The 20,774-nt window shown below is 45.2% G+C and carries 21 protein-coding genes; 16 read left to right on the top strand and 5 right to left on the bottom strand.

The genetic code is table 11. The annotated features are described in order from the left end of the window. The first annotated feature begins 59 nt into the window (after window positions 1-59). The 3 genes from MHB43_RS25130 (at window position 60) to MHB43_RS25120 (ending at window position 2,230) form a co-directional block, all read left to right on the top strand. Window positions 60-581 carry a hypothetical protein gene (locus MHB43_RS25130; protein WP_339178707.1) on the top strand — a complete coding sequence of 174 codons (522 nt, stop codon included), beginning with the start codon at window positions 60-62 and terminating at the stop codon, window positions 579-581. Between the two features lie 272 nt (window positions 582-853). Further along, window positions 854-1,825 (top strand): YafY family protein, encoded by a 972-nt coding sequence (locus tag MHB43_RS25125; RefSeq protein ID WP_076212352.1) that lies wholly within the window; start codon window positions 854-856, stop codon window positions 1,823-1,825. A gap of 42 nt (window positions 1,826-1,867) precedes the next feature. After that, the gene (locus tag MHB43_RS25120; protein WP_237176987.1) at window positions 1,868-2,230 is read left to right on the top strand and encodes an HIRAN domain-containing protein; all 363 of its coding nucleotides are present in this window, start codon (window positions 1,868-1,870) and stop codon (window positions 2,228-2,230) included. A gap of 20 nt (window positions 2,231-2,250) precedes the next feature. Here MHB43_RS25120 and MHB43_RS25115 read toward each other — a convergent pair whose 3' ends face one another. Next, the gene (locus tag MHB43_RS25115; RefSeq protein WP_405130669.1) at window positions 2,251-3,354 is read right to left on the bottom strand and encodes a glycosyltransferase family 4 protein; all 1,104 of its coding nucleotides are present in this window, start codon (window positions 3,352-3,354) and stop codon (window positions 2,251-2,253) included. Between the two features lie 215 nt (window positions 3,355-3,569). Between MHB43_RS25115 and MHB43_RS25110 the strand changes: the two genes are divergently transcribed. From MHB43_RS25110 to msrA, 6 genes are all read left to right on the top strand, one after another. After that, window positions 3,570-3,881 carry a DUF3817 domain-containing protein gene (locus tag MHB43_RS25110; protein WP_237176989.1) on the top strand — a complete coding sequence of 104 codons (312 nt, stop codon included), beginning with the start codon at window positions 3,570-3,572 and terminating at the stop codon, window positions 3,879-3,881. Window positions 3,882-4,155: 274 nt separating this feature from the next. Beyond that, entirely contained in the window at window positions 4,156-4,977 is an 822-nt protein-coding gene (locus tag MHB43_RS25105) for a TerC family protein (protein ID WP_083657153.1), read from the top strand. A 496-nt stretch (window positions 4,978-5,473) separates the two neighbouring features. Continuing rightward, window positions 5,474-6,937: an RtcB family protein gene (locus tag MHB43_RS25100; RefSeq protein WP_405130668.1), complete on the top strand. Its 1,464-nt coding sequence runs from the start codon at window positions 5,474-5,476 to the stop codon at window positions 6,935-6,937. Beyond that, window positions 6,937-8,241, top strand: a complete 1,305-nt coding sequence (locus tag MHB43_RS25095) for an ATP-binding protein (protein WP_405130667.1) — start codon at window positions 6,937-6,939, stop codon at window positions 8,239-8,241. The genes MHB43_RS25100 and MHB43_RS25095 overlap by 1 nt, the downstream gene beginning before the upstream one ends. 308 nt (window positions 8,242-8,549) lie before the next feature. Then, on the top strand, window positions 8,550-8,807 hold the full coding sequence (locus tag MHB43_RS25090) for a GlsB/YeaQ/YmgE family stress response membrane protein (RefSeq protein WP_062835823.1): 258 nt from the start codon (window positions 8,550-8,552) through the stop codon (window positions 8,805-8,807). A 375-nt stretch (window positions 8,808-9,182) separates the two neighbouring features. Beyond that, on the top strand, window positions 9,183-9,698 hold the full coding sequence (gene msrA / locus MHB43_RS25085; protein WP_405130666.1) for a peptide-methionine (S)-S-oxide reductase MsrA: 516 nt from the start codon (window positions 9,183-9,185) through the stop codon (window positions 9,696-9,698). 89 nt (window positions 9,699-9,787) lie between these two features. On the opposite strand, the gene MHB43_RS25080 is transcribed toward msrA, so the two are convergent. Both MHB43_RS25080 and MHB43_RS25075 read right to left on the bottom strand, forming a co-directional pair. Further along, the gene (locus MHB43_RS25080; RefSeq protein ID WP_405132469.1) at window positions 9,788-10,600 is read right to left on the bottom strand and encodes a putative RNA methyltransferase; all 813 of its coding nucleotides are present in this window, start codon (window positions 10,598-10,600) and stop codon (window positions 9,788-9,790) included. 352 nt (window positions 10,601-10,952) lie between these two features. After that, on the bottom strand, window positions 10,953-12,221 hold the full coding sequence (locus tag MHB43_RS25075; RefSeq protein WP_405130665.1) for a hypothetical protein: 1,269 nt from the start codon (window positions 12,219-12,221) through the stop codon (window positions 10,953-10,955). Between the two features lie 262 nt (window positions 12,222-12,483). On the opposite strand from MHB43_RS25075, the gene MHB43_RS25070 reads away from it, so the two are divergent. The 3 genes from MHB43_RS25070 to MHB43_RS25060 all read left to right on the top strand — a co-directional run bounded on the left by MHB43_RS25070 (window position 12,484) and on the right by MHB43_RS25060 (window position 14,797). Beyond that, window positions 12,484-13,080, top strand: a complete 597-nt coding sequence (locus MHB43_RS25070) for a restriction endonuclease (protein ID WP_221824687.1) — start codon at window positions 12,484-12,486, stop codon at window positions 13,078-13,080. A 120-nt stretch (window positions 13,081-13,200) separates the two neighbouring features. Next, window positions 13,201-13,428 (top strand): hypothetical protein, encoded by a 228-nt coding sequence (locus MHB43_RS25065; protein WP_339178692.1) that lies wholly within the window; start codon window positions 13,201-13,203, stop codon window positions 13,426-13,428. A 121-nt stretch (window positions 13,429-13,549) separates the two neighbouring features. Next, on the top strand, window positions 13,550-14,797 hold the full coding sequence (locus MHB43_RS25060) for a DNA glycosylase AlkZ-like family protein (protein ID WP_405130664.1): 1,248 nt from the start codon (window positions 13,550-13,552) through the stop codon (window positions 14,795-14,797). A gap of 180 nt (window positions 14,798-14,977) precedes the next feature. Here MHB43_RS25060 and fabV read toward each other — a convergent pair whose 3' ends face one another. Beyond that, complete coding sequence (gene fabV / locus MHB43_RS25055; RefSeq protein ID WP_339178688.1) at window positions 14,978-16,171, bottom strand: enoyl-ACP reductase FabV; 1,194 nt, start codon at window positions 16,169-16,171, stop codon at window positions 14,978-14,980. Window positions 16,172-16,374: 203 nt separating this feature from the next. On the opposite strand from fabV, the gene MHB43_RS25050 reads away from it, so the two are divergent. The 4 genes from MHB43_RS25050 to MHB43_RS25035 all read left to right on the top strand — a co-directional run bounded on the left by MHB43_RS25050 (window position 16,375) and on the right by MHB43_RS25035 (window position 19,801). After that, entirely contained in the window at window positions 16,375-17,655 is a 1,281-nt protein-coding gene (locus MHB43_RS25050) for an XRE family transcriptional regulator (RefSeq protein WP_405130663.1), read from the top strand. Between the two features lie 99 nt (window positions 17,656-17,754). Continuing rightward, window positions 17,755-17,988, top strand: coding sequence for a transcriptional regulator (locus MHB43_RS25045; RefSeq protein ID WP_076329132.1), 234 nt, complete (start codon window positions 17,755-17,757; stop codon window positions 17,986-17,988). 503 nt (window positions 17,989-18,491) lie between these two features. Next, entirely contained in the window at window positions 18,492-18,908 is a 417-nt protein-coding gene (locus MHB43_RS25040) for a hypothetical protein (protein ID WP_221824681.1), read from the top strand. A gap of 98 nt (window positions 18,909-19,006) precedes the next feature. Next, complete coding sequence (locus tag MHB43_RS25035) at window positions 19,007-19,801, top strand: hypothetical protein (RefSeq protein ID WP_339185444.1); 795 nt, start codon at window positions 19,007-19,009, stop codon at window positions 19,799-19,801. Between the two features lie 97 nt (window positions 19,802-19,898). Here the strand turns inward: MHB43_RS25035 and MHB43_RS25030 are convergent, their stop codons facing one another. Further along, complete coding sequence (locus MHB43_RS25030) at window positions 19,899-20,714, bottom strand: class I SAM-dependent methyltransferase (RefSeq protein ID WP_036674482.1); 816 nt, start codon at window positions 20,712-20,714, stop codon at window positions 19,899-19,901. Window positions 20,715-20,774: the final 60 nt, after the last annotated feature.

Raw genomic sequence — 20,774 nt, 5'->3', positions numbered from 1 at the left:
ATGAAAATTGAGAATGTACTACAATACATGTTAAAGGGTTAGAAAGTAGGTTTATTTCAATGTTTGATCCAACGGTGTATGACAATCTGAAAGTCGGGTTTGAGAATTATCTCTATGATATGGATAACCTGGATGAACGTATTCAGATTACGGGGCGTAAAGATCGGCTGGAGATGGCAGTGATGTCCAGAGAGTTCACATTACAATTCTGTCTCAGGGATCGCCCGGAAGTAACAGGGGAAGTTGTATTAAGCAGCTCCCTTGAGGAGCTTGCAGCGGAGATCCTGGAGACGCCTGGTGCGAATCCGGGTTGCCGTTTGGAACTACGGTTTAGCATGGTTGTGAAGGAGCCTGAGAAGCAGTGTCCGGTTATTCGTCCAATATTACAGAAGAGCTGGCCTGAGCAGAGGATGTGCCAGAACATCCGGTATATTTTTGATGAACAGCCAATCATGTATAACGTCACGGCTCACGTTTATTTTGACCGCAGTGTGAATGAAGACCAGATGGGAGACATTGCTGAACTCTGTGAGCATATGGAAAATGTGATGGATCAATTATTACAGTTGCATAACCAGTAATTTCGAGAAAAGCCTTGTCTCTTTATAGAGATCAGGGCTTTTTTTGTATTATTTTTAGAAAATTGTATAGGCTTTCAGACTTAGGTTTAAGGTCTTTCGGGTTAATGTTTTACGCAAGCAAGTAAGAGAATGTATATTAAAAGGGGGTAAAAGTGCAATTGGACTATACAAAAATGGTGAAATTGCGAAAATAAAATTGGGACTAAAGATTTAGTCCTGTACTAAAGGAACTAGTTTTCCTTGCCGATAAAATATCGAAGGGGAGAAACTACATGACAGAGAAATTAATTCGTCTGCTGCGTATACTTCAGGCTATACAAGCAAATCCTGGAATTTCGGCCAAGGAATTGGCGCTGAAATGCGGTACGACTGTACGCACGATTTATCGTGATCTCCGGATTTTGGATAGGGTCGCCCCGATTATGAATGAAGGATACGGCAAAGGTTACCGATTTATTGGTGAGTTTGCGATGTATCCATTAGATTTTACTGAACAGGAAGCAATGGTCTTCTCCTTGCTGCCGTCCGTAGTTGATACCTCCAAGTTACCTGCTGAGTTCGATTCAGCTTTTGACAAGGTCATGTCGGCTCATACCAAATTAAAATCAAGAAACAGTGATATTGTAGAGAATATTGCGGGAATTATTCGGATGGGCACGCCAGCTTATCGTGAGGAAGGAAAAGACCCTAATTTGCTGATTCCCATTATCGAATCTATTCTAAGCCAGCAAACCATTCGTACTCAATATCATACGCTGACAAGAAATGAGATTACAGTCCGGGATATCGATCCTTATTATCTCATTCCACGTGATCAACGTTTTTATTTGATTGGATACTGCCATTTGCTGCAAAAAGTTCGATTGTTTCGAATTAGTCGTTTTTTGGATGTGACACGAACAAATGCCGGTTTCGACAAGGGTGATTTCAACATAACGCAGTACATGAAGAACACATGGTCTATTGACCGTGGCGACGAAAATATCCATTTCAAGGTAAGATTCTCTGAGAAAGTGGCCCCCTACATAAAAGAAGAAGAGATGTTTGTTCGCCCGCGAATGACGAATATGTCGGATGGGGGATTGTTATTTGAAGTGACACTGAATAGCAGCAGAGAATTTTTGAAATGGTTGTATCAATTTGGGCCCGAGGCAGAGGTACTTGAACCTCGTGAGTTTCGTAGAGAGATACGCAGGCAACTTGTCGAGTGGTTGGAACATTATGAAACCGATGTATCTTTGTGAAAATTTTAATCATGGAGAAATACAGGAAAAGGAGCAGGTAATATGAGCACCAAATTATTCGCAGCTATGTATGGGATGGACCACTACCATGGCGTACAAGCTTTACATGTGGGGGATACCGTGTATCTCGTCAAAGATCCAGATAATCGGTTGGATCATCAAGCGATTAAGGTTGTTATTCCCCCGATTGGAGCCGTAGGTTATATCGTTAATGATCCGCTGGTCGTACCACATGGATGTTGGACCGGGACGGCATTCTACGATGTATTTCATCAACTAACGTGTGCTAAAGTACGATTCATGATGAGAGATATGGTTATTATGGAGTTAATTGAGATGAGTCACATTCCTGTTCCGCAGATGGATTCTTTGATTAAGGGATGGCAATTTCGTGAGAAAGCTTGATCATCGCAACAGAAGAAGGCTCATTTACGGATGAGCCTGGTATAGGTCGCTTCCAGATGCATGGCTGTTCTTGCCCAACTGAAATGTGCCCTTGCGCTGTCTCGGCCAGCCTTCCCTAACTTCTCCGCAAAAGTGGGATTGCTTGCAAGTGTGTACAGGTAAGAGGCGAAACGTTGGGGACGCTTATAAGCGGTGACAAGGTATCCATTGATACCTGGTTCAATAATTTCACGAATACCTCCGTTATCCGAAGCAATGACAGGTAATCCTGAAGCCATCGCCTCAACATTAACCAGGCCAAAAGCTTCATGTTCTTGAGACGGACAGACCAGACAATCGACTGCCCGATACAACTGATCGATATGCTCATGGTTTATCTGACCACGGAAGGAAACATGGACTTTTTGTTTTTGGGCAAGTTCGCGAAGTTTACGCATGTAATACGGAGGTCCTTTGCCTGCAACAACCAGTTGAACAGGCATCTGTTGCTGAAGGAGGGCAGTTGCACGAATTAATACGTCTACCCCTTTTCCAGGGATCAGTCTGCCGACATAGAGAATAGAGAATGGTTTAGTTACTCCGAATTGTGTACGCAGATGAATCTGTTCTTCGCTGGATTCAACAGGTCTGAACTGGCTTAGATCTGCACCCAATGGAACAACACTCATCCGGTGTTTTACCAAGGGAAATCTGCGGCCTAACCTTTGTCTTAGAGATTGACTATTGACGGCAATCCAATCGGCTTTTTTCATTAGTGTGAGTGTGGAAGGTCCGGGCTGAGCAAACGTTAACGAGTGAAGATAGAGTACAACTGGTGTGCGTGGAAAAGCCCGTTTGATGGTAGCCATGCTTCGTGGCCTGTTATCCACTTGAATTACATCAAAGGGGTGTTGGGATAACAGACGTATGACTGCTTTGGTGTAGCTGACAGAACTCGATGCAGGGACACGTTGAATGGTGATCCCGTCGATCTGTTCTGTGGCGGCGAGACCTTGCATTTGACGACTTATAATGGTCACCTGATGGCGGTGTGCAAGTTCACGAGCGATGCCCAGGATACAGATTTCCACGGAACCATTACCAGGCAAAGGCAATTTCTCGGGTGCAACCATAGCTATTTTCATGATCCGGCTCCTCCTTGTCCGACATCTGTAACAATCTTCGTCATATATCTTATGAGAAGTTAAAGCATTTGGCTCCTGCAAAATGGTAGATGAACCACCTATATAAGCGTGCAGGAATAATCTGCTACATGGCATTAAGCGAGATATTCAGCTTTTGTGATATACTGTACGGGAACAATTGAATTCGTTACATGTATAAAAGCAGGAGGAAAATAATGTTACATTCTACGCTGGGGCGCTTCCGGCTGATGTTGTGGTTGCAGGGCATTTCGTACGTGTTGCTACTGTTTGTTGCTTTTCCGTTGAGAGATGCCGGGATTATGCCGCAAGCTGTCACATGGTTTGGAAATCTGTACGGTTTTTTGTTTTTAATGTACTTGTTATTTATGGTGAGTATGTACACCTCACAGAAGTGGCGTCTGCGCCGTCCAATTGCTCTGTTTTTTGTTTCTTTCATTCCACTGGGGAATATGATCTACGATGTTGTCGTATTCCGTAAGCTGTATCGTCAACTAAATAAAGCTTGACTTTATTTAACGTTATGAAATATGATGAGTACAGGTTAAACAACCCGTTCCAACTAAAACTACATATTCCTGTTAAAGGGGAGTAGCTTTTACAGTAAAGTCGTCAATTCGGGATCATATCCCCGGCTTTATTGGCAGCAATTTTGTTGTTAGCGAGACCTTTACCAAGTTTTCATGCTCGGTAAAGGTCTCTTTTTGTGGATATAAAAGGACCTTACCAGTGATGGTAAAGGTCCTTTTTTTTGTACATCATAAGAATATTAAGGAGGAGTCAATGTTGGATGTTTCATTATTATTAGAATATGGGTGGGTGCTTGCTGTCTTAGTGGTCCTTGAAGGATTACTCGCAGCAGATAATGCATTGGTACTCGCAATCATGGTTAAACACTTGCCTGAAGATAAGCGCAAAAAAGCGTTGTTCTATGGTTTGATGGGTGCATTTGTTTTCCGTTTAGGTTCGTTGTTCCTGATCTCTTTCCTCGTCGATGTATGGCAGGTGCAAGCGATCGGTGCCCTGTATCTCCTGTATATTTCGATTAACCATATCGTTAAAAAGATACTGGGTAGTCGCAATAAGACAGATGAAGCAGCTGATTCCACGCCTAAGAAACCGAAAAAACAATCCGGTTTCTGGATGACCGTTTTCAAGGTCGAAGTAGCGGATATCGCATTTGCAGTTGATTCCATTCTGGCTGCTGTTGCTTTGGCCGTGGCGTTGCCACCAAGTGGATTGCCTGCAATCGGCGGACTTGACGGTGGACAGTTTATCGTTATCTTCCTCGGTGGATTCATTGGGCTTGTGATCATGCGTTTTGCAGCTTCATACTTTGTGAAATTGCTTCATTCCCGTCCAGGGCTTGAAGTTGCAGCCTTTGTGATCGTAGGTTGGGTAGGGGTTAAGCTGGCAGTTATTACACTCGCACACCCTTCATTGGGTGTTCTGGATGAGCATTTCCCGGAAAATAAAATTTGGAAATTCGGATTCTATATTGTACTGATCACCATTGCGGTATGTGGTTGGTTCCTGTCTTCCAAAGTTCCTGAAAAAGAAGACGAAAATCCGGTTGAAGAGTTGGAAAAACAAGCAGGTCTGTAATAATCATGTTACGCTAACAACATCATTATTATTTGGAAAACAGGAGATTGTCCTCGGACAATCTCCTGTTTTTGTATACATATGAAAAATGCAACATGCTCCAATTTCCAAGAAAAGGGTTGACACATGAATTCTAGTCCCCTTAATATAAGACTAACATTAACGAAGGGAGGCCGAGAGACATGATGCTTGGTTATGAGTTGATTCAAACAGGGCGCAACGTAGACACAATAGCATATCCGGCTCATCGTTTCATTGGCCTCATACGGTCGACATAGGGGATAGGCATATCGTTTAGCGGGTTTTATAATCGATATGCGTTCTTCGCTTATATTATAGCGATGGATGACAGACACACAGCATGTTTATGCGGATCTGTTCTCCGTTATTGTCATTCAGTAGAAGTCATGGGCGATTAGCCTATGGCTTTTTTTATTTTACAGATGAGTCAGCAAACCGAATTTGCTGAACGTACAGGAAGGAATAATACACTTTTATGAATACAGAATTTAATTTATTTACTAATCCAGATGAAATCGCAGGCGACTACCGGCATGAAGTAAAATTGCCTGCCGGCGACCTAACCGTATATGCGGCGCAACAGCTCTTCTCCTCGCTCGATTACAAGGTATTCGAGATGGCAAACAATAATCTGCAGATTCCGGGGATCTCTTATATGAGTTACACGCCAGACGTGCACGTCGGGGTAGGTACATGCATTGGAACGACAGCCGTGTGGGATGCGCAGAGCGGATACGTTTCTCCCTCCATCGTCGGCAGTGACATCGGCTGTGGCATGCGAGTGCATATGACAAACTTGCACAAGGACGAATTAAAAGACATCAAGCTCCGCCGCAAACTCGTCAAGGCGATTGAGAAAGTATTGCCGATGGAGGCGAACCAGCGAGGTCATTACTCGGATATAAGACTGGAGCATATTGTTCGTAAAGGACTGCATGGTTTACCCAAAAAGTATATTCCAGACAGCTATACACCGAAAAAATCAACAGCGATGACACATGTGGAAAGCAGCAAGTTCAGTTACGATGAGGATGTGTTAAACCACGTTCCTGATATGACATGGCATCGTTCGCATCGTCAGCTCGGAACACTGGGTGGGGGGAATCATTTTGCCGAGATCCAGGCGATTGAGATTGCTGAAGAGAATCGTGAAATCGCCGAAGCTTGGGGATTGTATGATGGACAGGTCGTGGTCATGATTCATTCCGGCTCTCGTGCATGGGGTGGTTATGTAAGTCAGACGAGTTCCTCAGCGATTGCCAAAGTCATGCAGCGGCTCAACCTGGGTACATCCGATCCCAGACTGGTATTTGCTCCACTTGAGCATGCGGAAGGTCGTCATTATGTGAACATGATGTATTCTGCATTGAATTACGCTGTTGTCAATCGTCACCTAATTGCGTATGCTATTCGCGAAGCATTCCGGGATGTATTTGGCTCCAAATGTGAATTCCGTACGTTATACGATCTGATGCACAACTATGCCTGGGAGGAATCTCACGTAGAAAAAGGTTCCGTTTTTGTACATCGCAAAGGGGCGACACGTGCGTTGCCTGCAGGTCACCCGGACAATCCAAAGCCTTATCTGGCAACAGGGCATCCGGCGCTTATTCCCGGTTCCATGGGAACTGCTTCATATATCATGGTAGGTCAGCCGCAGGGTGCTGATAATTATTATTCAATATGTCACGGTGCGGGTCGCATCCGTTCACGGACGGCAACAAAACGATTGATTAGCGTGGAAGATTTTGCTACGGCACTGGGTGTGGGTACAGAAGATGAGATCGTGGTAAACCAACGCTCACTTGAATCCATTATTGATGAATCACCTCAGGCTTATAAAAATGTAGATGAAATTATAGACAGTGTTACCGGCGCAGGCCTGGCTCAAGTTGTAGCCAAATGCAAACCGCTTGTAGCGGTAAAGGGAGCGAAATAATGACAATAAGCGAAAAACAAACATATCCAACTCAAGCGATCTATACCTATGACGAACAACATGATACCCGAATTCGAGTGGAAGGGTACGCCATCTATTCAAGGCTGATTCGTGGAATCAGTGAGGCGCTCCATAAGCGCTATGGAGTTGAGTACAAGCTTTATGCAAGTTCTGACCCGAACAATGAATACTGGGAGTTACTCCGGGAAGACTTGCAAAATGGCAGTGACGAAGTGGAATTGGTAGCCCGTATATTCGAGGATCTGGAACTTCAGACGTTGCATTACGACGATGATGGAGATGTACCCACTTATGGTGTGCACTACTCCATTCGCAATAACGTATTTGCTTATCCGAAATGGGGCGTAGCACTTGTGCGGGTTCCATTTTTCCGAGATAACGGGATCTACAGTGAAGACTTTGTCTTTGCCATCGGTGATGAGGAGATGAAGCAATTTCTGGGAAGTGTCCGGGAACGGGAACGTCAGCAAAATATGAAAAAAGTAACGGTCTACACCGATGCCCGGAATGGCAGCGATCGTCATGTGGAATCCATCACTCGCTCCGTGGGACGAGAGGATGTTGTTCTCTCGGCACAGATCAAGCAGGATATTTTCCGCTCGCTGGATCAATTTTTCGAAGCGGATCGTTCTTTTTACAGGGATTATGATATCCCGTACAAAAGAGGCATTTTATTGTATGGGCATCCGGGGAATGGCAAGACCACATTGGTAAAATCCATTGCGGGAAGTATCCCGGGCCCGGCTGCGTATTGGCAGATTACGGAGTATACCAACAGTGAATCGGTGCGTGAAGTGTTCGAGGCTGCCAAGCGGTTGGCACCCATGGTACTGATCATTGAGGACATCGATTCGATGCCGGATGAAGTCCGTTCCTTTTTCCTGAATACACTGGATGGTGCTACGTCGAAAGAAGGCATTTTCCTGATTGGGACAACGAATTATCCGGAGAAAATAGATCCTGGTCTCATGAACCGTGCTGGACGGTTCGACCGGGCTTATGAAATTCCGTTGCCAGATGAAGCGTTGCGCCTGCAATATTTGCGCCAACGAGGCTTCACCGTATTTGCGGGTGAAGAAGGCACGATAGAAGCAGCCCGCCTGACCGACACGTTTTCTCTTGCACAGCTAGGTGAGTTGTATGTGAGCGCTGCGCTGGAATGGCATCAGAATGGACAGACAGACATAGTGAAAGTCATTCAGTCGATGCGTGGCGAGCTGGACAAGAGCCATAAACATACTTGGCTGGCGCAGCCAGGTAAGGGCCGTGCAGGCTTTTATTGATCAGACCTAACCCATCCATCCTATAATATGACGCACTTTTATAAATAATCCTACCTCAATTGGTGATACTAACCTTGTCTGCTCTAACATACAATGACTTTCGGGAGGTACATAACGCAGCCCTGAGCTGGTGAGATGCCGGAAAGTAACGCGATCTGTTCCATACCTGACTAAGGCTTGTTTTGCAGATGGAGATGCATGGGGACAAAAGGTAATATGCAAAAATTTTTATGCCAATTGTTTAAATGCTTCTGTAGCGGTTAATAGTAGACAGACAACAACAAAAACTTTAATTAGAGGTGAATGATATGGGTTGGTTATGGTCATTAATTATCGGTGGTATCATTGGATGGTTGGCAGGTTTGATCGTTGGTCGTGACATTCCAGGTGGTGTTATTGGTAATATCATTGCCGGTTTCATCGGTGGATGGTTAGGTGGAGTAATCTTGGGCGATATGGGTCCTGAGATGGGCGGATTCCACATTGTACCTGCATTGATTGGTGCGATCGTTCTTGTAGCCATCGTAAGCTTGATCTTCCGTTCGATGGGACGTAGTCGCGGGTAACTTAATCAAGATAATTTCTTGCATTAGTTGTCAGCTAAATGTTTTGCCAATGAAGAGGTTGATTGAGAGCCATAACCATGGCTTTCAATCAACCTCTTGTTGTTTTAAAATATATAAAGATATGCGTGATAGCTATCTATATAAATTGGACTAAACATTTACACGAGAACGTAGAGGACAGAAATAACCTGAAGAAGCGGAGCTAAAAGCTTTCTGTAAGAAAGCTGCTTCGAAAGCATACACTCGCCTTTATCACCAGATTTTCTCCTTGTAAAGCCAAATATAAAAAATCTGGGGATAACAGCGATCAGAAGGTTGTTCTGTCATCGGAGTGGTAAGTGTAAAAGGTAGTTTAGATAAGAGGGGATGAACGGAATGGAAAAAGCTACATTCGCCGGCGGATGTTTCTGGTGTATGGTTACACCGTTTGAAGAACAACCGGGCATTCATGGCATTATATCAGGTTATGCTGGCGGCCACGTCGAGAATCCAACATATGAGCAGGTCAAAACCGGGGAGACCGGTCATGTCGAAGTGGTTGAAATTACATTTGATCCAGATGTATTCCCTTATGAACGACTGCTGGAGCTATATTGGCCGCAGATTGATCCGACGGATGACGGAGGTCAGTTTCAGGATCGGGGGACACAGTATCGTACCGCAATCTTTGTGCATAATGAACGTCAACGTGTGCTTGCTGAACAGTCCAAACAGGAACTGGCAGCCAGCGGACGATTCACTCAACCCATTGTTACGGAAATTCGGGATGCAGCTATATTCTATCCGGCTGAAGACTATCATCAGGATTACCACAAGAAAAACGAAAAACATTATAAGGAAGACCGTGCGTTATCCGGACGGGACGAATTTATCGAGCAGAACTGGAAATAATGCATCAGATCACATGAAAAGCCGGGAAAGTTCCAGTTGGAACTTTCCCGGCTTTTTGGCTGTATGGCGGCTAAAATCAGCCATAATGGTTATCTGATTGTTCCCACCAGTATTTCTACGTCAACGGTAATCTTCGACAAGGAAGCTTGAATGCTCACCAGGGATGATCCCGACCGATGCCAGGAAAGTGGTGTCATATGAACGAGTGAATTCAGCATGTTTTCGGTGACGGGCAGCGTGTAGGTCAGCGGAATGCTGGCGATGAGATGATGATGTTTGCGGAATCGGTCCAGCGTAAGTTCCCGGCCGTCTGCTCGATCAGGTCGATTCAGGAACAGCATTTCTCTCAGTTCAATTAAATATCGTTCACGGGGGATGACTTTGATGATCCATCCCCCATCCTTCAGAATTCGTCCAAATTCTTCATAGTTGGAAGGAGAAAATATATTCAGGATGATGTCCAGTTGACCTTCTGCAAACGGACTGCATGCCAGATCGCCGACAAACCAAATTTGCTGGTTGTAGGCAGAGGAAGCCATGGCAATGCCTTCTTTGGCAATGTCGATGCCCCAGCCAACGGCTGGAGTATTCTGCGTAATCTGCTGGAGAAATGTTCCCTCTCCTGTGCCTGCATCCAGAATATGCACGGGATAGTTGATGTCAACGGAATAACGTGCGATCCACCTGCGTAGTACTTCGGTCAGAGGAGCATAAATACCGGTTTCCGATAAGATATTCCTTTTGGCTGTAAATAAACGTTTGTCATAGTTGCCCTTGAAAAAACGTGTCATGAAATTGATATAGCCTTGTCTTGCAAAATCAAAGCTATGCCTGGACACACATTGAATGCTCCCTGAGTTAATGGTTGCCATAGGGCTATGACAGATGGGACAGTTCAACATATGGATGTATGGATTAATAAGCGCAGCGCTGCGTTCTCTGCGATGGACTGACATGGAATAACACCCCATTCATTCAGATTTGGATAACTGAAGAAAAGGGCATAACAAATAAACCTCTGCACGAAATTCAAAAAAAGAGGTTTATGGCTATGCCCCAAGTTATCTGTATCGAATGAACTGAATAATCATAGGAAGGTTAAGCTCCTTTGCCTATCAAGATTAGGGTGAAGCAAGAGAACGTTAATAGTATAACAGGATGAGAAGAAATGACAAGTAAGGGGAGCCAGGGGAATTTGAAATAAAAGAGCGCCCTGTCAACCGTTTAGGCGGTCATACAGAAGCGCTCTGTTCATTATTTTGCAGCAGCCTTTAATACATATTTGGACAATGTCTCATTGTTCATGGAATAGATGACATCATCGACATAGGTAGAGACACCTTCTAATGAAGGAACCGAGGCACTGGTAGTGTAGATATGCACGTCTTCCAGCTTCTGTGGATCAAGAATGTATCCTGTTTTGGCAAAATCAAGCTGGTACTGTCCATCCTGCGTCTGGTCCACACGCATAAGTGCAGGCTGTGCGTCCTTGAATGTACGCTCAGTCACTTTGCCTTTCATCGTGTACAATTCCAGCTTCTGCCCTGTAAAGACTGTATAACCGTTGCCAGCCGTCTGAATGTAGGCATCACCAGCAATGGCACGTCCCCAAGCAAGCTTGCCATCGACGCCAAAGCCCATCAGTCGGTTACCTGTGTTCTCAAAATTGGCACGCATAATGATGGAACCATCGTCCAGAATGGCCAGGGATTCACCGCCGCCATCTCCTAATGTATTTGCATTGGCAGGGAATTGGTAGAAGGACAGACGATTCAACGTACGATCATAGATCTCCACTTTGGGATTTTCAGCTTGCTGCCAGAAGTTGCCTACCTTGGTTTGTTTACTGGCATCCACCACAATTCGACCATGATCAGCCTTAAGCACGCTACCGTTAATGGTCTTCTCGGTAATCAGCTTGCCCTTTTTGTCATATAACGAGATGGCTGAGCGAACTGAACCATTCGATTGTACGCCCTGACTTGAAGCAACCATCAGCGTATCGTTATCCAATAGGGATATGCTTGCAGGTGAATTCACCGTTTTGATCCAGTTGGTTTTACCGGATGTATTGAATGAGTACAATTTTTTGGTTTTGTCCGAATATTCCATATACACATAAACCGTACCGTTGCTGGCATATACCGAATCGGAGTAGGTGGTATAAGGACCACTTTTCTCATGGAATATTGTATTCCACTTCAATTGTCCAGTCGTAACATCGAATGCTTGGAGAGAGTCCAGTTGCCAGTCGAGTGTTGTTTTGCTGCTTGTTTTGGTCACGGGCTGCGAGGCATGCACATATACAAGATTTTTGGATGGCACGGCATGGATTCCCTTGATCATGACATCTTTCTCTGTATTAGCCTCAGATAACATCAGGGAAGATGACGTCCACGCAGGTTTCGGCATGGATTCGGTTGACGCAGCGGCGTAACCAGTTGTATTCATGGTGAAGAGGAGCATGCTACTCAGAATGAGGGCAGCCCATGTTTTGGACTTGTGTTTGGTCAATGTATGCAAGTGATAAACCACCTTTCTTCTTCGGTTCAAATAGAACCGATTGTTGAATTTTACCATTAAAGTCAAGCTGAATTCAACCGAACGTACTGTAACCTTTTATCATTGGTTTGTCGAAATCACTATGTTTCGTGAAGTATAAGGGTTACAGGGAATTCATCTTCTTTCGATGAAGGTGGAAGTCTGATATATTTAGTGCGGTGACAAGCCGTATCTGCGTAAGACGTTGGATAGAATATAGGAAATGACACAAGGAGAAGAATTTATGAACTGGAGTGAAAATGTGACCCTATGGGTCATAGGAATTATTGTCATATTACTACTGCTGGCCTGGATTATTCGGCGGGTTATCGGGCGCGGGCAGCGGATCCGAAGTGAAGCCAATCCTCGTAAGATCACAATAAAGGACATCGACAAAATGGAGGATGGTTCGGAATTTGAATTATATCTCTATCATTTATTCGAAGAGCTCGGGTACGATGAAGTTCATAAGACGACGAGCAGCCGGGATTTCGGGGCAGATCTGGTGTTTGTTGATAGACTTGGCAGACGAAGTGTTATACAAGCGAAGCGATATGGTGCGAACCATCCCGTAGGGTTGAGTGCTGTGCAGGAGATATATACATCGATGCGTTATTATGAAGCCGACCGGTCGATTGTATTAACGTCCGCCCGTTACACCGAAGCCTGTCGTACGCTTGCAGCGGTTAATGGAGTGAAGCTGCTGGACCGGGAAGACCTGATAGAGTTAATTTTGTTGTTCAAAGCCAGAAGAGTAGACGAAGCATTGGAACTGATCGAAGAAGATGATCATGAGCCAATCGAGACGTGGCAGTCCCGGCGAAAGCGACAATCCCGCTAAGGTACTCGGTGGAAGTCTTCTTAATTATGTATATGCCCATTCCAGTAGGAAGCACCTTCACTTGTGTAGCTGCACATGATATATTGAGTGTATATCAACCAAAGGAGTGTGTGATCCATTATGGCACGTACACAAACACAAAAAGCATTACGCAAAGCAGAGCGGTCAGGTCAATGGTGCTTGGAACAGAGCCGAAGAGTTAACGGAGATTATGGTGCGTTATCCCAGCATGTACGGCTCATGCCTACGAAGCAGGAAAAATTGCAAAAGGTCAAACACAAGAAGCAGATCATCCAGGATGGTGGTGCTTCTTTTTATTTTGTCCATAAGGAACGGATTGCTGGATAAGTAAGACATTGAATTCTTTCTTTGGTTGGAAAGTAATCATGTGGACTGTTAAAATCAATGTATCTTGATAAATTGGACTATAAAGCCTTGTATATATGAATGAAGGGAAGAACCTATACATATGACAACAGCGCTGCGCATGAATAAAAAAATCGTTCGGCGTTTTTTGCTGCAAACGCAAGCTTTACTGGGACGTTGGCCCGCAGTTTCCTTACCTTCAGGACCGGACCAAGTTTTGAGTATGATTCGCTCCCTTGGTTGCGTGCAGATCGATCCTGTGGCTGCTGTAACCGGAAACCAGCATTTGGTGTTGGGGGCTCGTGACCCTGGTTATACTGCTGACAGCTTAAATACACTGCTGAGTGATCACAAGGTGTTTGAATATTTTGCAAATGCTGCCTGTGTCATTCCAATCGAGGACTATGCTCTCTTTGAACCTGTGCGTGCTCGATTAAAGGAGCGTCTGGCTCCCTCCTTGCAAGGTTTAGAGAAAACAGTGCAGCATGTGTTACAGCGTTTGAAGGAAGAAGGACCTTTACCTTCCAGAGCCTTCCGTGCTGTTGAAAGGGTAAGTGGTTATTGGGACAGTGCAGATGTGCCAAAGACAAAGGATACCACACTTGCTCTGAATTTACTGTTGGACTCCGCTGTCATTCGTGTGGTGGCGAGGCAGGGGAATGAACGTTATTTTCATATTACCGAATCCGGATTGCAGCAACAGGGACTTACGATAAAAGAAGACATCGATGTGTTGGCCCAGAGACAGGCTCTGCTGGATAAATACATTTATGCGTATCGTGTCGTAGATGCCCGTGATCCCCGTCTGGGTTGGTTAAAATCTACAGCGGCTGAACGACGCGCCGATATTGCTGCCCGTGTGTCAGATGGGCGAATGATCCCGCTTAAGGTGGAGGACGTGGCCACGCCTTATTATATTCGTGCTGAAGATGAGGAATTGCTGCTGCACATGGAAAGGGAAGAGCCACACTATGATCCGTCCGGTCCGGTCCGTTTCTTGCCGCCGCTGGACAACCTGTTATGGAGAAGAGAGCGTATTGTGGATTTATTCGATTTTCATTATAAATGGGAGATTTATACGCCAGAGGTGAAAAGAACCTACGGTTATTATGCCATGCCTATTCTTCACGGTGATCGGTTGATTGGACGTATGGACCCAAGACTTGATCGCAAAACGGGAGTACTTACCGTTCGTTTGTTATCGATGGAAGAGACTGCTCCACCTGTGGAGGAATGGATCACGGATTTTCGGGAGGGGCTTCAATTCTTTGCGTCCATGCATGGAGCACGTTCTATTACTATCGAGAAGACGATACCAAAAGAGCTGAAAAAGCTGCTTAAATCGATTTGATTCGGGGAAATACGAAAGAATGTATGGATAAGGAAATTGGAATTGATGAGTGATTTTAAAAGGGCAAAAAAAAGAGGAGCCAGATGGCTCCTCCTTCATTGATTTTAAAATCCGATCTTTAACATGATATCCGCAAGTTAGCTAACGAAAATCTAAGCTCACGTCCACGCCCAAACTTCTTTAGTTCACCAGATGAGGCATTTCAACGTTTGGATCAACGTCTGCTTCATAATCCACACCATCGGTTTCAAAACCAAACAGCTGGAAGAATTCACGACGGTAACCTTCCAAATCGGACAGATCGTAGATGTTCTCTGTGGTCAACTCATTCCAGAGCTTCGCCACTTCTTCCTGAACGTCAGCTCTCATCTCCCAATCGTCAATGCGAATGCGACCTTCTGCATCGGTTGGAACTTCTCCTCCCGCATACAGGCGATCAGCGAACAGACGTTGCAATTGCTCGATGCATCCTTCATGCAAGCCTTTTTCTTTCATGACTTTGTACAATGCTGAGATGTACAGCGGCACGACTGGAATTGCCGAACTGGATTGAGTCACCAGCGCCTTGGCTACAGTTAAGTACGCACGTCCACCTTTTTCACTTAAACGATCATTCAGCTTGTGTGCAGTCGCTTCCAGATGATTCTTGGCTTGACCGATGGAACCATCACGATAAATAGCATGGGTAAGTTCAGGACCGATGTAAGAGAAAGCGATCGTTGTTGCATCGTCAGCAAGCACGCCGCCTTGTTGCAGGGCATCCATCCATAGTTCCCAATCGTCTCCGCCCATAACGGTTACCGTCTGACGAATTTCCTCTTCGTTTGCCGGTTCAAGGGTAACGGAGCTAATTTCGCCTGTGTGGAAGTTCACCGTTTTGTTCGTGTAGGATTGTCCGATAGGCTTCAGCACAGAGTTGAATACTTCACCCGTGTTCGGATCGGTACGGCGTGCCGAGGCTACGCTGTATACGACCAGATCGACTTGACCGAGTTCACTGCGAATCAGTTCAACGGCTTTGTCTCGTGTTTCGTTTGCGAATGCATCACCTGTAACGCTGTACGATTTCAGGCCTGCTTCTTCAGCGGCTTTTTCGAATGCAGCGGAGTTGTACCAGCCTGCAGAAGCCGTACGTTTCTCTGTGGAACTGCTTGGACGATAAATGCCGACTGTATTCGCTCCAGCTCCAAAGGCAGAAACAACACGTGACGCGAGACCGTATCCGGTGGAAGCACCGATCACGAGCACATTACGCGGTCCTTTCAGCTCAGGCTGGGATTTCACATAATCAATCTGTTCCTGCACTTGCGCAGCGCAACCTACAGGATGGGAAGTGGTACAAATAAAACCACGTGTTCTTGGTTTAATAATCATTTATTTGCATCCTTTCATATTCAGCTCATGTTTCAGCATTTCGATAAAATGCTCTTACACATACTTTCTTATTGTAAAACAATTACCTCGGAAACGGAAACCGTTTCGTTTGATTTCGCTGGAAGGGTGGCGTGATATCTCTAATTTTGCGATGATGTGAATAGAATGTACTCGCTTGTTAGGATAGAAAGGACAGGGATACCATGCTGAAGGAACGCATTGAACTGCTAAGCAAAAGAAAACAAATCTCCCGTAAAGACCTTGTGGAAGGTCTGGTCACGCAGGCCCACTTTGCCAATATCCTGGCGGATCGTTATCCTCTACCTGAGGACTTGGCAGAAGCCATCGCTGGGCGTCTTGGGGTATCCCCTTCCTATATTCTAAAAGCTGCGGCTCAGGACGAGGAAACAATTGAACGGGCAGAGGTCGTTTTCGAACAAATGTCTGTTCCAGCGTCGGCGATATCCGAAGATACGGTGCATGCACTGGCAGATCGGGATGACACGTTGACCGTTGAGCTGACAACGGCCTTGATGAAGGCGGTTTATTATCAGCAATTAAACGATGCAACAGCTCATGAATATATACATACGTCCTACCTCAATTTTTACCTGGAGAAATACGATCGTCCAGACGATATTGATTTGCCACGTCCGTTAGTCAAGGCACTTTTATTCTATAAAATACAATATTATCGTTCCAAAATGGCTTTTGTGGATGTATTAACTCATGCAACCAGGCTCAGTGAGCTGGCGCTTCCTGGTAGTGAATTCTGGTTGTCTGTGCAAAATATCAAGATGGAAGCCTACATCCAGGTCAAACAGTATGAAGAGGCAAAACAGGTATTTGAGCTTACGATGCATCATGTCTATGATCAGCGGATGTTTCATCGGTTGTCTGGATTATATGTGGCATATAGTGGTTATTGCTTCGCAATGGGGCTGGTTCAGGAGGCACTTTCGGCATTAACCATGGCGGAGGCAAACCTCGTGTATGCTGGCAACCAGGGAGATCTGGTGACGGCGATTGCCAACAATCGGATTGTCATGCTGACGATGACAGGTGAACTGGATCAGGCACAGGCGGAGATTGAACGATTTGAATCGTTATTGCAGCAGGAAACGGAAGAAACACAGATCGCCATGCAGCCGCTCGTCAGTGTGTATCGATGCGAAGTGGCTCTGGCACGGAAGAACTGGGGCGTGCTCGCGCAGAGTGTAGATCAACTCTTGAAATGTGCCACAACACAGGACCAGCAGATGAGCGCAACCTTCTACCAAAGCCATCTGGCTCTTGCGCATGGAGATCGCGAAGTTTTCATGGAGCGTGCACTTGCGTGTCTGCCTTATTTTGAATCCGCGCAGCATGTCATGCGGCTTGAACCGTTATATGAGGGGATGGCCGTAGTATCCGAGGATCAGCGGAAATACAAAGAAGCGGCGATGTATTATCGGAAGCTTGTCTATCTGTTACGCAAAAAATAGAGCGGAAATCAGCTTGGATTTATCCATAAGAGTATATTCATGCTGGCAATGGACCACGCTTAAGGTTAAATATTATCTTATGCGGGAGGTCATCGCTTCTTGAAATTTGAACTAGGACGTTGCTTACTGAGTGAACGATTGATGGAATCCGGAAAGTCAGCAGAATGGTTGGCAAAAGACTTACTTTTTAAACCGGAACGAGTTTACGACTTTATTGAAAACAAAAGAGTGATGCCACTCAAAATTGCCATATCGATCGCCGATTCCATCGGTTGTGATGTTCGTACCTTGTATGAATTAATACCGAACGACAATGAAATAAAAGGAGATTAATGGAGTAAGTGGCAGGTTGCATTAAGGCTACCACTAGTCCGTCTGGAGGTTCGGGAAAGCTTAAAGTTATGTTTTTGGCATGATTTTGTGCATTGCCGATGGATTTGGCACAAAATATGGCTACCAATCGTGAAATGAAGATCGGATCAGTAGATCTTTTTTTGTGAAATTAGCATCATTCCTTACTAAAGAGGCGATCATTCCGTCATTCAATGACCGGATTTTTCGTTTTTTTTGTATGCCGCCAGAAGGGTATTCAAGGACAAGTCACGGTGTTTATAATTTAACTATAAATACGTGTTCAAAAAGTCTGGTTTTCAGTACCGAGAAGATGGAATGAAGATAGAAATGGAGTAGCGGAGCGTAGGAGACCTACGTGAGCAACGGACATTTCGGCTGAATTTCATATTCGATGCTGATGATGCCGCTAGGCATGATTCGTAATCAAAAGTGGACTTTTTGAACAACTTCTAAAAACAAATAAAACAAATGAGGTGTTTGATATGGGATGGTTCGGTAAAAAGAACAAACAGGAAGATGCGATTGCTAAAGCGGATAAAATGATGAATAAAGGACTCACTGGCATGATGATGAAAGGTTTTGTATCAAAGGAACATCGGGAGGCGATCAACCAAAGTCTGGATTCGGCAAAGCAGGCACAGTTGGCTGCGAGTGGTTCTCTGCCTTTAACGGCAACAGCAACGGTGGTGACAATCACCGATACAGGCAAACTGATCAACTTTGATCCGATTGTTGTGCTTGTATTGGATGTGACCGAAACGAATGGTAACCAGTATCAGCGGACATTGGAGACACTGGTGTCCAAAATGCAGATTCCACGAGTAGGCGATCGGGTGGGATTAGGTCAGAATCCAGCAAATCCGTCCGAGCTGATCTACATGGGGCTATTGTCCAGCTAGAAGGTATTTGGTTATAAGACGTCATAATCTATTTAGATAATGCTTATAACAACGTTGAATAGAGATATTAAGAAAAGGATTAAGAGAGGGTGGATCATATGGTGGGATTTCTGAGATTCATTGGCGTATTAACTGTATTCGGGGTGGGGTTCTCCCCATTTCTGGCACAGCAGCTGTGGAATGATCCGTTTATGATTATGCAGGCATGGTGGTACACTCCGGCGATCTTTGCCGGGTTTGCACTGATCTTTGTTCCTGCGATTTTGAGCAATATTTTTGGCGTAGGTCGAGTAAGGACAGGTTTACCAGCAGTGGGAGTCATTAAGACAATACAACTGACGGGGACGTATATTAATGAACAACCTGAGGTTCGATTGGGTCTGACGGTGTCGCGTAAAGGGCGAGAGAAATACGATACCGAGATGAAAAGCGTCATTCCACTGACCTCCATGGCACAGTTTCAGCCGGGCAGTTTTATTCCGTTAGTTGTCTCCGTAAAGGATGAGCGCAAGGTAGGGCTTGATATGAAGGGGCAATTATCACAGGAGGATATGCAGCAATTGCTGGATGAAAAGATGGTACAGCAAGGGGTATCACCTGAAATGATGGATATTGCAAGAACAGGGGAAAAAGCGATGGCCAAGATCCTTGATGTCACTCCACTTGGGAGTGGAGGCACTAATAAGATCAAGCTTCAGCTCAAACTCAGCATAACGAAAACGAACGGTGAAACCTTCATTGTGACAACGCAAAAAGAAATTTTATCATCTGCGCTGCCCCAGGTGCAGCAAGGTCATATCATTAACGTCATTTATTCAAGACAAGATCCAACAAAATTGGTGTTGGCATTGAATGTACAGGAGCGACAATTAAGTGACTTATTCTCTTCCTGAGGATGTAGACAAAAGGAGGTCCTACAGATCATGTTTATGACGTGTAGGACCTCCTTTTTCATTTGGTATGTATAGAGATACAAGGAACGGACGGTTTTCAAACAATACCAAGGCGCATGCGATAAGAAAAGAGTACTTTTCTGGATTCTCCATCAAATACACGATTAGCCAGCGCTCTGAACTCGTCAGCAGCTGTTAATAGATCATCCGCTCCGAGCTTCAACGCCGTTTGCAGGCCGCCTTGGCTCAGGGCGAGATTGACATATCGATCGGCTGTGAATGTCTCGTGGTGATGAAATACGATTTCCCGAACATATCGGAACAGCCCGGACTGCTGAATCTGCTGCAAATGCCCATCCTTGCTCCATTTGTGTGCCTGACTATCCTGGGGAGCCAGACTGGCTGCTCGTTGATCTGCTTCCTTATTCAGCTGCAGATAGGCTTGTTCTAACTGCCAGTCTAACATTGGCGGCCAGTCACAATCGTAGGCTGCAAATATGCCCCCTGTACGAAGTACACGTGCAAACTCGCGTAGTGTGGGTTGCGGCTCCATCCAGTGAAACGATTGCGAGCAGGTCAGCACATCCACACTGCCATCTGGTAGTCCAAGGTCGTGAGACAAGCCGGACACAAACCGCAGGTTATCCGGCTTCCCGGCAGATTCCCACTTGGATTCAGCTACAGACCTCATGTCATCGCTGGGTTCAAAGCCGATGATACGTTCAGCTTCATTAAGCCAGATCCACGAGGATAAGCCGGTGCCACAACCAATATCTGCGACCATACGCGGTGTGCTGCCAAGATATGTCGTTAGAATATCCACCACTTCAGTGGGAGCAGCTGGTCGGTTCTGATCGTATAACGTACCAAAACCTTTGAAACGTTCCACATTGTTGCGTCTAATGTCTTGCATGAATAAACCTCCTTCGGTCAGATGGATGACGGAGAGTCAGCTGTGATCAAAAGTTGTATA

Source organism: Paenibacillus sp. FSL H8-0317, assembly GCF_045040685.1.
Lineage (GTDB): Bacteria > Bacillota > Bacilli > Paenibacillales > Paenibacillaceae > Paenibacillus.
The sequence above is the reverse complement of the archived record's forward strand: the minus strand, read 5'-3'. Positions and strand labels throughout refer to the sequence as shown.